Here is a 12,949-nt window from a genome sequence, read left to right on the forward strand (position 1 = left end):
TCCTATGGTAAAAAGAGGAGACATTTATTTTGCTGACCTTTCTCCAGTCGTGGGTTCAGAACAAGGCGGGACACGACCTGTCTTAGTTATTCAAAATAATTTAGGAAATCATTTTAGTCCAACGATTATTGTGGCGGCCATTACTGCCAAAATGGCCAAACCTAAATTGCCTACGCATATTGGAATAAAAGCAACTGGTACTGGAATCGAACGTGACTCTGTCATTTTACTTGAACAGATCAGAACAATTGATAAATCAAGATTAAAAGAAAAAGTTTGTCATTTAGATCGAGGAATTATGTCAGAAGTCGATCATGCACTTAAAATCAGTGTAGGTATCGAAGCATTGACCCCTGTCGCTAAATAAGCACATTATGCCTTTACATATAAAAGGAACAAGCTAATTATCTTGAATGTCAATCAACAAAGGTTATAAGAGAAATCGTTGGATCTGAGCGTTAATGATGTCAATCGCTATACGGTCGTTTCTGACTCTTAATAAAAAATGCTGGATAATGATAAGAAAAAAGTTGAGTCAGCATTGTTCAACTTATAAAAAAGCCGTAAGGACCAAAAATAGTTTTCCTATCTTTAGTCCTTACGGCTTTTTTTATATGTGTTTGATTAGTTTATCTTATTCAGAGAGTGACTGCTATTTTGCCAGAATATCTTTCGTCTGTCTAATACTAATTACCAACTAGCTTTTTTGACACCAGGGATCAGTCCTTGATGAGCTAGTTCGCGAAATTTCACACGAGACATGCCGAATTTTCGCATATATCCGCGAGGACGTCCATCGATCAAGTCACGGTTTTTCAAACGCTCAGGGCGTGCATCTAAAGGTAATTGACGTAAGGCTTCATAATCTTTATTCGCTTTTAACTCTTGTCGTAAATCAGCATAGCGGGCAATCATTTCTTGTTGTTTTCTAGCTTTTGCAATTTTTGATTTTTTTGCCATATTTTCCTCCAATAATCTCTTTAATTTTTCAAATCGTAAAAATTACGGTTTAGTGTAGATACCTTAACATAGTGTGAGAAATAAAACAATTATTTTGTTTCTAAAAATGTTTAGTCCTTCTCTTGTTCTCTATGAAAGAGAAAGGCCACCGATGCGATTAAAACAGTTTTTTTGTCAAATAGTGGTGTTACACGTAAACTAGAAGAAAAGGAGGGGGTAGAGATGCTTAGGTTTGCTATTAGTGGTTATGGGCCAGCTGAAAAGGTGTTTCAAGAAATAGTAGACACACCAAGGGAGGTCACGCCCAATCATCTTCGTGTGGAATTGAAAGCGTTTAGTATCAATCCTTATGATGTCGCTTTGCGTTCAGGAAAGATGAAGGAAGTCCGAACCTTAACATTCCCTTACGTATTAGGGAATGATGGTGCTGGAATCGTGACGGAAGTAGCAAGTGACGTCGATTCATTTGCTGTGGGGGACCGTGTAGTCGTTCATCCTGTGTCAGGTGCTTACGGTGAAGAAATCGTCTTACCAGCAAGTAAAGTGGCTAAAATACCAGATGAAATGAGTTGGGGAGAAGCAGCTGCAATGGTAACGACGGGGATCACTGCTTACAATGTGATTAATCATCTGTTAACGATCCAACCAACTGACACGGTAATGGTGACCGGAGCTTCAGGAGGCGTAGGAACTAGTTTGATCCAATTACTTCATCAAAAAGGGATTCGGACGTTAGCTAGTGCATCAAAGACAAATGAAGAATTAGTCCGAAGTTTAGGCGTTACTCATTTTTCTTCTTATGATCAAGAAAATCCTGGAGAAGTATTCAGTAATCAAGCAGATATTGTGATCGATGCGACGAAAGGAAGCATCGCGGGAGACATGGCTATCAAAATTATGAAAGAAGAAGGTCATTATGTTGCGTTGAACGAATTGCCTTCCCTTGCATCTCGTCAGAAAAAAAATGGGTTTTATGAGACTTTTGTTCCTAGAAAAGAATACTCAGATCAAGAAGCTTTGACTCATTTAATTGCCGCATATAAAACAGGAAATTACCAAATTTTTGTAGCAGAAGAATTAGCTGCAACTCTTGATCGTTTAATCTGGGCGCACCATCAACTTGAAGGACACCCCTCTGCAGGTAAAATCGTATTAACTTATGATTAGAGCTGGGTTGGTAAAAGGAGCAAACTTTTTCTGGATGCGTTTTCTTCTTCTGATTTTTAGCATGAAAATTTCTTTCTGCTTTATTTAATGGTAAAGTGGTACATGTAAAATTTAACTATTTCTTCAATTCTATGGTCAGACAATCGGACAGTTTGACTATTATGTCTAAATTATCGAGCTTTTTGAAAAAAGGGAATTGAAAATTACATGATTTACATGGTAAAGTAATGCAGCTGAAAAAAGAAGAAGGGGATATTTATGCGGTCAATCAAAAACACATTAAAATTATATCTACTTGACTGGAAAAGAATTTTTAAAAATCCAATTGCTACACTTTTGATCATTGCAATTATGATTATCCCTTCATTATATGCGTGGTTCAACATCAAAGCGTTATGGGATCCTTACGGAAATACCGGTGAATTGCCTATTGCGGTTTACAGTGCAGATCAACCGGCAGAATTTCGAGGGAAAGAAGTCGCAATTGGGAAAGAAGTGATCAAATCACTTCATGACAATAAACAACTCGGATGGCAATTCGTTGACTCAAAAGCAGAACTGGAACAAGGGGTTCGTTCTGGGAAATATTATGCAGGAATCTACTTACCGAAGGATTTCTCAGAAGACTTGTTAAGTTTTACGAGTGGAGAGATCAGAAAGCCAAAAATCGAATACACGGTGAATGAGAAAATCAATGCGATTGCTCCTAAGATCACCGATAAAGGAGCTTCTGCGATCCAAACACAGATTACAGATGAATTTATCAAGACAGCTAGTTCAACGTTATTGAAGGTCTTTAACGAGATCGGTTATGACATTGATTCGAATCTAGTAAGTATCAATAAGGTCAAATCAATGATACTTTCAACGGATGAGAACCTTGATACGATCGATGGCTATACGCAACAAGTACTCGATTTACAAAAACAACTACCTTCTATTAAAGAAAAGTTAAACAAAGCCAATGAATTTGTGGACTATCTCCCACAAGTCGATGAAATGGGACAAAAAGTGGTTGCACTGAATGATAAAATGCCACAGCTCCAAGAGCAAGCAAAAATCATTTTAGATTTACAACAAAAAATACCGGAAATCCAAAATGCAGGTCGACAAATTGCTGAGATCGATCAGGATTTTTCATCGATCCAAGAAACGATGGATCAAGGAATCACTGAAGCGAAACAAGGGTTGTCGATCATTCAACAAGTCCAAGAAATCTTACCTGACGTGAAGAAATTAGAAACACAAGCAAAAGATCTAGCTACTCAAACAAAATCAGGTGCAGAGCAATTAAAAGACGCATTACCAGGTATCACAACAAGTGTGAATACAACGATACAATCGATTAGTCAGGTAGCAACGTCTATTGATTCATTCACAGCGAGTGTCGATCAGGCAATTGCAGATAATCAATTGACGGAAGAAGAGAAGGGAAACTTACTCAAATTATTGGATAATCTCTACAATAGTTTACCAGCACAGCAACAAGCGATTGATCAGTTGATTACCTTTTTGACACAGTTACAGAATCAAACGGGTAATACCAAACTTCAAAAAATAATTGATACATTAAATAGTATCAAACCAGTTTTAAGCGGCTTACAAAATCGCCTACCAGCGTTGAAACAAGCCATTCAAGAAGGAAATATCGATAACGTAAGAAATATCTTAGGGCAAATTCAAACTGCTGCTAAAAATGTCAATAACTTGATTTCTGGAATCGATGTGAACCAAGTCAGTTCAACCGTTGATTCACTATTAAATCAAGTCATCAGTACGATTGAAACAGCTCAAGGTGCGTTAAGCAAGGCTGACCAAATCGATTTTGATTCGCTGTTAAATTCAACGAAAGCAACAGTGACCAATGCAGTGGCGATATTAGAGAAGTACCAAAAAGAAATGCCAGCGATCGGACAAGAGATCCATGATGCAAACACCATGTTGAATGGTAATATGGAAACGATCGTCAATGGGATCAATAAAGGGGCCGATCTGTATAATAATGATTTGCCAGTGTTAGCCAACAAATTGAGTACAGCTGCTAACTTTATCCAAAATGACTGGCCAACGATCAAAAATGAAATCACAAGTACGATGACAACAGCGAATGAAAAAATGCCACAAGTCGAAACGGCAGTAAATGCAGCAGCTGATTTGATCAATAACGATTGGCCAAACATCAAGACAGGTATCCAAAAAGCAGCAGATGCTATTCGTAAAGGAGAAAAAGAAGTTGATCTAGGAGAAGTGATCAAATTATTGAAGCTGGATGCAACGAAAGAGAGTGACTTCTTTACGCAACCAGTAGAATTAAAAACCAATACGATGTATCCAATTGCAAACAACGGATCGGCAAGTACGCCGTTTTATACAGCACTTTGCTTGTGGGTGGGAGCTGTCTTACTCTCAAGTGTAGCGACAACCGATTATTATCTCGGTAAAAAAGAAAGAAACAATTTTACAAAACGAGAACAATTTGTTGCTCGAATGCTCACGTTCTTAACAATGGCTATCGCACAAAGTTTGATCGTTACTTTAGGAAATATCTTTTTATTAGGTGTAGATGTCCATAATCCAGTTTACAGCGTATCCTTTGCCGTTTTGATCTCGCTAGCCTTTATGATGATCGTGTATGTTTTAGCGGCGCTATTTGATAATGTTGGGAAGGGACTTGCGATCATTATCCTCGTGCTATCGATTTCTGGTGGAGGTGGGAACTATCCTATCCAAGTATCAGGGAAGTTCTTCCAAATGATCAATCCATTCTTGCCATTCACCCATGCGGTTAATCTATTACGAGAATCAGCAGGAGGAATCTATTGGCCAAATGCTGCAAATGCGATTTGGATCATGATTGGTCTATTCGTTAGCTTTGGTGTTATTGGAACGGCTGTTGCGCCTTATGTCCAAGAAAAAATGGTCAAATTCAAAGAAGCAGCACATCAGAGTCATATTTTCCACTAGTAGTTAAAGCAATAACCAGTTTGAAAAAAGAAGACCTTGTTAGACAGAAATAGTCATGTATTTTCGTCTGACAAGGCCTTTATTTTATTAACAGAGCTTAGGTGATCAGAGGAGCTATTTTTTCTTTTTGTAGAAACAACGAGTTTAATTGAAAAAATTGAAAATAGAAAAGTAAAGTTTGTTATGGCTGATTCCACAATGATTGATGATTGCTAGAAAAAATCACAGTCCGTTTACTTATTTTTTGGAAAGTGCTGGTTGTTCAAGTTCTACGAAAAGTAAAAGTTTTTATTGAATAGGAAAGAAAAATCTCGATGAGTGAGATGTTACATTTTTTGACAGAAAAGGAAAAAAGTCGTTGAAATGTAAGGCATTTGCTAATTTAACGTACGATTGAAAAAAATACTGTTTTTTTTCTAATTTTTTTCAATTAATTTTATGAAAGTTTATTGACTTTTATATTATGGGAGCGTACTATAACATCTTGTTTAAGATAAATTTTTTTTAATTTTGACAATAATAATTTTGAAGTAAATATGTGTGTAAAGGAGTAAAAAAATTGGACTACTTAAAAAGGTTGTTAGTAGGTAAGCCGTTGAAATCTGCTGAAAACGACGAGCATAAATTAACTCGTTTTGCCGCGTTAGCATTGCTGTCATCGGATGCCCTATCATCCATTGCTTACGGTACAGAGCAGATTGTGGTTGTTTTAGTTGCCTTGTCAACTGCAGCCATTTGGTATTCACTGCCAATTGCAGCGTTTGTTATTATTCTATTGATTTCATTAACTCTCTCTTACCGTCAAATCATTCACGCGTATCCTCAAGGCGGAGGAGCTTACGTCGTCAGCAGTGAAAACCTTGGGAAAAATGCCGGGTTGATCGCTGGAGGTTCCTTGTTGATCGACTATATGTTGACGGTAGCTGTTTCCGTGTCAGCTGGTGCCGAAGCGATTACCTCGGCAATCCCCGCATTGTATGGTCACCAAGTAGCAATCTCAGTTGCAATCGTATTGCTCTTGATGATGCTGAATTTACGCGGGTTAAGGGAATCGGCTTCTTTCTTGCTATTCCCTGTTTACACGTTCATCATTGTGATTACGTTGCTAATTGCGGTCGGACTGTTTAATATCATTACTGGTGCCGTACCATTACATGCAACAGCCTTACCTGGAGCTGCAATCCCAGGGGTGTCGATCGCATTGATTTTGCGAGCATTCTCTTCTGGTTCTTCTTCTTTAACAGGGGTTGAAGCAATTAGTAATGCCGTACCATTTTTCAAGAAACCTCGAGCAAAAAATGCAGCAGCAACTTTAACAATGATGGCTTTGATCTTAGGCTTCTTCTTTGTCGGTATCACGTTCATCAACTATTGGTATGGGATCGTACCTGAAAAAGAAGTTACTGTATTGTCTCAAATTGGGAAAGCTGTCTTTGGCCATGGCGTATTGTATTATGTATTACAATTTGCTACCGCTTTGATCTTGGCGGTTGCTGCCAATACTGGATTCTCTGCATTCCCAGTATTAGCATACAATTTGGCAAAAGATAAGTTCATGCCACATATGTATCAAGATCGTGGCGATCGTTTAGGGTACTCAAATGGGATCATGACATTAGCTTTTGGTTCGATCATTCTCTTATTTATTTTCCATGGTTCAACGGAACGTTTGATTCCGTTATACTCGATCGGTGTATTTATTCCTTTTGCGCTATCGCAAACAGGAATGGTCGTTAAATGGAAAAAAGAAGGAAAGAACTGGTTAGGAAAATCTATTGCAAATATCACAGGTGCGTTTATCTCTTATGCGATCATTGCGATTTTGTTCGTTTACCGCTTAGGTGATATTTGGCCATTCTTTATCATCATGCCAATTGTGATGTATATTTTCTATCGCATTCATGATCACTACAAAAAGGTAGCAGAACAGCTGAGACTGGAAACGGACGCCAAGTTACATGACTATGATGGAAATACCGTGCTGGTTTTAGTAGGAAATGTCACACGTGTTAATATCGGTGCGATCAATTATGCTCGTTCGATCGGGGATTATGTGGTGGCCATGCACGTGTCATTGGATGAAGATATAGCAAAAGAAAAAGAAATTGAAGCAGACTTTAAGAAACATTTTCCTGATGTCCGTTTTTCAGTTGTCCATTCTTCTTATCGTTCCATTGAAAATCCAATTATCCGCTACGTTGATCTGGTAAGTAAAAATGCCGCAAAACAAAACTATACGACGACAGTATTGATTCCACAGTTTGTACCAAACCGTCGTTGGCAAAATATCTTACACAATCAAACAAGTTTACGATTAAGACTTCGTTTATCTTGGCGAGAAAATATCGTGATAAGTACGTATAGTTATCATTTGAAGAAATAAATGTTAAAGAACAAAAAATGCTTGAGTGAGAAACTCAGGCATTTTTTTATTTATTTATTTTCTAATTACAAAAAAAATAAATAAAAAAGTGTCACTTAATTGATGTATTTTTTTAGTAGAACATGTTTATCCAATTTATTTGAAGGAGCTGAAAAGACAATGGCACAATATTATAGAAATACTGAAAATGGAAAAGTCTTGACGGAAGATCAATATAAAGAAATCAAGGATCAAATGGGCAACTTTCAAAAAGTATCTGACGATCAACTCAATAAGTCAGAAATGTTGATGGCTAAAATTGCTTCAGGTGATTTAAATGATTATTCTTCTTTTTATGAAATGGAAGATCTAGCTCTAGATCCAAACATCGAAGTAGAGCCGGAAAATACACTAATAGTGATCAACATGGCGGAAGATGTTCACTGCTTAGAAGTGTTCAATAAACTTAAAAGAAATGATTTGAAACCAGATGTTGAGGTTCAACAAGTAATGTTAGCTCAACGCGCGTTTGACGAAAGAGGATTCACAGTGATGGATTTTGAGAATCTTTCAGGCGAAAAGAATGAGTGGCGTGATAGTATTTTAGGTATTATCATTGGCTTTATCGGTGGTCCATTAGGGGCGATCTTTGGCTGGGCAATTGGCGATGTCATTGGTTTTGGGCAAGCGCATCATGCAGAGAAAAAATCTAAAAATGTTTTTCATTATATTGCTAACTGTATCCCAGAAGGACAAGAAGGGGTCTTAGCAATTGTCAAAGAAATAGATGCAAAGAAATTGAATGACTTAATCACTACGGAATTTGGAGGCACAATTGAACGTTTTGAACTCAATCATATCAATGATGCAATCAAATCTATAAAAAAATAAAACGATCATTTGCAAGAAATCGGTTTGTTCGTTCGTTTCTCTTTCTTCTTTTTTCGAGTGCGGGTTTTGCCAAGGCAACAGTAAAAATGTTAGAATGACAAGGCAGAAGATAGAAAGTGAGTGACGATATGTTAACAACAGAAGATTTTGACTTTGATTTACCAGAAGAGTTGATCGCTCAAACACCACTAAAAGACCGTGACCATTCTCGGTTACTAGTTTTAGATCGTACAACTGGGGAAATGTCGGATAAACATTTCCATGACATCCTAGAAGAATTGCATCCAGGAGATGCGCTAGTGATGAATAATACACGTGTGTTGCCAGCTCGTTTATATGGTGAAAAAACTGAAACAGGTGCACACCTCGAAGTATTACTTTTGACAAATACAGAAGGAGATACTTGGGAAACGTTGATCAAACCGGCAAAACGTGCGAAGGTAGGTACACGAATTACATTTGGTGATGGTCGCTTACAAGCAGTTGTCAAAGAAGAATTAGAACATGGCGGAAGAATCATTGAATTTGAATACGAAGGTATTTTTCTTGAAACGTTGGAATCATTGGGCGAAATGCCTTTACCTCCTTATATCAAAGAACGTTTAGAGGATCCAGATCGTTACCAAACTGTTTATGCAAAAGAAAACGGGTCAGCAGCAGCTCCTACAGCTGGATTACATTTTACCAAAGAATTGTTAGCAGAAATCGAAGCAAAAGGGGTAGAACTCGTTTATTTGACACTTCACGTAGGGTTAGGAACATTCCGGCCGGTCAGTGTGGACAAGATTGAAGAACACCATATGCACAGTGAATTTTATCGTCTAACAGAAGAAGCAGCAAGTCGCTTAAATCAAGTCCGTCAAAATGGTGGCAAGATCATCGCCGTAGGAACGACTTCGATCCGTACACTTGAAACGATTGGAACTAAATTTGATGGTGAAATCAAAGCAGATAGTGGTTGGACAGATATTTTCATCACACCAGGTTATCAATTTAAAGTAGTAGAGGCCTTTTCAACAAACTTCCATTTACCAAAATCAACGTTAGTCATGTTAGTGAGTGCCTTTGCTGGACGAGAATTAACATTAGCAGCTTACCAACATGCTATTGATGAACGTTATCGCTTCTTTAGTTTCGGCGATGCAATGTTTGTCAAATAAAGATAAAAAAGCTGTTTCAATACGATTAAACAAAATGGCAGCAATTGCCCATTATAAATTATCAGTCAAAGAATCCTCAACTAGAAAAATGGGTTCTTTGACTGATTTTTTTCTATTCTTTGTTTTAGTTGGAATTAAAAAGTGTAGGAGACATGGATTCGTTTCTTGCAGAAGATAAATAAACTCAGGCGACAAAAAAGCTAGGCTCTCGATAAGCCCAGCTCTTCGTATGCGGAAGGAATCAAATAAACAAAATAAGTGTAACTTTCCATGACCCATGCAAAGTACCGTGTTGAATTTCTTCTTGATAAACAAAAAATCTTGTTTTTGTTACATCTTCAACAGTTGAAACATCTCTTGATTCTATTCAGTTTTCAGATATTCATGTTCTTCTTTTTTACGTATCATGTTACTTCTGGTTTAGATACTGCATGATCTAACGCCTCATACGCATTCACTATTTGTAAAAGATTATACTTCACATGACCTCATTGGTGAAACCTGTACCTTTTAACAACTTTGTTTGCTTATACTAATCTATCGAGAAATTCTTTTGTTTATTTGATGGTATCCTCCTTCCTTACACTTATAATATAGCACACTTTGTTAGCGGTTGCAAAAAAGAAGCTCACGAGATATGCTTATTTTAGAGAAGCAACAAGCGGTATAGTTGAATAAGGCAATTTAACAATGGTATAGTAAAATAAGTACCTTTTTTGTGTGCTTAAAATAAAGGAGGAATAGGATGGATGATTTTAAGAAAACAGTGAAAGAAGTGGAGAGTGAAACAAAAACAACAATTGAACAGGGGTTAACGACCCAAGAAGCAGAAAAAAGAAGTCAAGAACAAGGGAAAAACAAATTTGAGGAAGCGCCTAAAGAGTCATTGGCAAAAAAGTTTTTACGAAGTTTATCTGATTTTACTACGATTATTTTACTTGTAGCAGCAGTCATTTCTTTTTATACTGCCTTTGCCACCGAACATGGGGATTTATTTGAAGGACTGTTGATCATTGCGATCGTAATCATTAATTCAGTATTAGCTATCGTACAAGAAGGAAATGCCGAAAAAGCGTTGGAATCTCTTCAGGATATGAACAAGCAAACTGCCACAGTCATCCGAGATGGCAAAGTTGAAAAAGTGGATGCTGAACACCTAGTTGTGGGAGATGTTCTGGTCTTGGAATCTGGCTCAGCCATTGCGGCGGATGCTCGATTAGTTGAAACCTCGCAATTAAGAGTAGAGGAATCGGCACTGACTGGTGAAAGTGAAGCGGTCGAAAAAGATGCAGATTATGTGAGTCAAGAAGATGATGCCTTAGGTGATCAAATCAATATGGTGTTTAAAGGGTGTACAGTCGCAGCTGGTCGTGGGAAAGCGATTGTGACCGCTATCGGGATGAAAACCGAGATGGGTAAGATCGCTGGACTATTAAATGACAACACTGCTCAAAAAACACCATTACAAATTCGATTGAATCAACTAGGTAAACGCATCAGTTTTATCGCATTAGCTGCTGCAGCGTTAGTGTTTATTATTGGTGAACTCCAAGGAGAACCCTTACTGGAAATGTTTATGACATCCATTTCTTTAGCCGTCGCTGCGGTGCCAGAAACATTGACAGTTATCGTTACATTGACTTTAGCATATGGTGTCCAAAAAATGGCGAAGAAACATGCCATTATTCGTCAGCTCCCCGCAGTTGAGACTTTAGGAACAGCCAATGTGATTTGTTCAGATAAAACGGGAACGCTGACACAAAATAAAATGCGTGTCCGCCGAGTTTGGAGCAAAGAAGATGAAGTGACTGATGTAGAGGACTCAATGACCAACAGTGCGATGGAAATCTTGAAGATGGCTGCTCTTTGTACCGATGTGACGGTCGAAAAAGAAAATGATGAATTGATTGTCAAAGGAAACCCTACAGAAGCCGCGATCGTACGAGCGGTTGAAGAAAATTATCACACAAAAGAGGAATTAGAAGAAAAGTACCCGAGAGTGGCAGAACTACCCTTTGATTCAGACCGTAAGATGATGACAACGGTTCATCAAATGGGTGAAAAATATATTTCAATTACAAAAGGCGCTTTTGACGTCCTAGCTTCGCGTTTTACTTCAGGAGACATTGAACAGGCCACGATCGTCAATGACAGTTTTGGGAAAAAAGCTTTAAGGGTCATTGCGGTAGGTTATGCTACCTATGAAGAAGAACCGCAAGAAATCACGTCAGAAGCATTAGAAAAAGATTTACGTTTGATTGGTTTGATCGGCATGATTGATCCGCCTCGTCCTGAAAGTAAAGGAGCAATCAAACGAGCGAAAAAAGCAGGAATCAAAACAGTGATGATCACAGGAGATCATGTTGTTACGGCTAGTGCCATAGCCAAAGAATTAGGGATTTTATCGAATCCAGCCGAAGCACTGTCGGGCTCAGAACTACAAGCACTATCTGATGATGAATTAGACGAACGTGTCAAAGACCTTTCTGTCTATGCTCGTGTTACGCCGGAAGACAAGATCCGGATCGTTAAATCATGGCAACGAACTGGTGCCGTAGTTGCTATGACTGGAGATGGCGTCAACGATGCACCCGCCTTGAAGGCAAGTGACGTAGGGTGTGCAATGGGAATCACTGGAACTGACGTGGCACAGAGTGCATCAGATATGATCTTGACCGATGACAACTTTGCAACGATCGTCGATGCGGTTAGTCAAGGACGTTCCGTCTATCAAAACATTCGTAAAGCAATCAACTTTTTGTTGAGTTGTAATGTCTCAGAAATTTTTATTGTGTTGATTGCGATGCTAGTGGGCTGGGGAGCACCGTTTACAGCAGTTCAATTGTTGTTTGTCAACGTGGTTGCTGATGGGTTGCCTGGATTTGCTTTGGGGCGTGAACCAGCAGAAAAAGGGATCATGGACGAAGCACCGATTCCTAAGAATGAAGGGATTTTTGCTCGAGGATTACTACAAAAAATTGCGATCAATGCGACTATATTTACGATCGTGACTTTGTTTGGTTATTATTTGGGAAGCTATGTCGATACTATTAGCCCTTGGGTCGATGCAGGACAAGAAGTTGGACAGACAGTTGCCTTTTTAGTGTTAGCATACTCGTCAATCCTCCATGTATTCAATGTGCGTAGCAGTCAGTCAATTTTCAAAGTGAACTTAGCAACGAATAAATCATTATTGGAAATGGCAGTACTTTCATTAGTCATCACTACGGTCATTGCCCTATTACCGTTTACCCAAGAACTATTTGGCTTAGTGCATATTAGCTTAAACCATTGGTTGTTAGTAGGCTTTTTATCAGTCGTACCTGTGGCTGTGAATGAGTTGATCAAATTTCATCAATTGCCTGAAGCAGAAGAAGAATAAATCAAAAGAGCTTGGGACAAAAACGAACAGCCCAAGCTCTTTCGCATGTAAAAAATGGCTAAA

Annotated in this window: 8 protein-coding genes; 7 read left to right on the forward strand and 1 reads right to left on the reverse strand. The window is 38.3% G+C overall.

Features of this window, described 5'->3' with window-relative positions:
- The first annotated feature begins 4 nt into the window (after positions 1-4).
- Complete coding sequence (locus IGJ11_RS01000; RefSeq protein ID WP_010720330.1) at positions 5-367, forward strand: type II toxin-antitoxin system PemK/MazF family toxin; 363 nt, start codon at positions 5-7, stop codon at positions 365-367.
- 323 nt (positions 368-690) lie between these two features.
- Here IGJ11_RS01000 and rpsN read toward each other — a convergent pair whose 3' ends face one another.
- Positions 691-960, reverse strand: a complete 270-nt coding sequence (gene rpsN / locus IGJ11_RS01005; protein ID WP_010736862.1) for a 30S ribosomal protein S14 — start codon at positions 958-960, stop codon at positions 691-693.
- Positions 961-1,182: 222 nt separating this feature from the next.
- On the opposite strand from rpsN, the gene IGJ11_RS01010 reads away from it, so the two are divergent.
- The 6 genes from IGJ11_RS01010 to IGJ11_RS01035 all read left to right on the forward strand — a co-directional run bounded on the left by IGJ11_RS01010 (position 1,183) and on the right by IGJ11_RS01035 (position 12,886).
- Entirely contained in the window at positions 1,183-2,127 is a 945-nt protein-coding gene (locus IGJ11_RS01010; RefSeq protein WP_207431824.1) for an NADP-dependent oxidoreductase, read from the forward strand.
- Between the two features lie 258 nt (positions 2,128-2,385).
- Positions 2,386-5,091, forward strand: coding sequence for a YhgE/Pip domain-containing protein (locus tag IGJ11_RS01015; RefSeq protein WP_034866037.1), 2,706 nt, complete (start codon positions 2,386-2,388; stop codon positions 5,089-5,091).
- A 559-nt stretch (positions 5,092-5,650) separates the two neighbouring features.
- Positions 5,651-7,474, forward strand: coding sequence for an amino acid permease (locus IGJ11_RS01020; protein WP_010720326.1), 1,824 nt, complete (start codon positions 5,651-5,653; stop codon positions 7,472-7,474).
- Positions 7,475-7,633: 159 nt separating this feature from the next.
- A complete protein-coding gene (locus IGJ11_RS01025) occupies positions 7,634-8,344 on the forward strand; it encodes a hypothetical protein (RefSeq protein ID WP_207431826.1) in 711 nt (236 codons plus the stop codon).
- 128 nt (positions 8,345-8,472) lie between these two features.
- A complete protein-coding gene (gene queA / locus IGJ11_RS01030; RefSeq protein ID WP_010736867.1) occupies positions 8,473-9,504 on the forward strand; it encodes a tRNA preQ1(34) S-adenosylmethionine ribosyltransferase-isomerase QueA in 1,032 nt (343 codons plus the stop codon).
- 745 nt (positions 9,505-10,249) lie between these two features.
- Positions 10,250-12,886 carry a cation-translocating P-type ATPase gene (locus IGJ11_RS01035; protein WP_207431827.1) on the forward strand — a complete coding sequence of 879 codons (2,637 nt, stop codon included), beginning with the start codon at positions 10,250-10,252 and terminating at the stop codon, positions 12,884-12,886.
- Positions 12,887-12,949 lie beyond the last annotated feature (63 nt).

This window comes from Enterococcus sp. DIV0691 (genome assembly GCF_051711145.1).
In the GTDB taxonomy this organism is placed as follows: Bacteria; Bacillota; Bacilli; order Lactobacillales; family Enterococcaceae; genus Enterococcus_B; species Enterococcus_B hirae.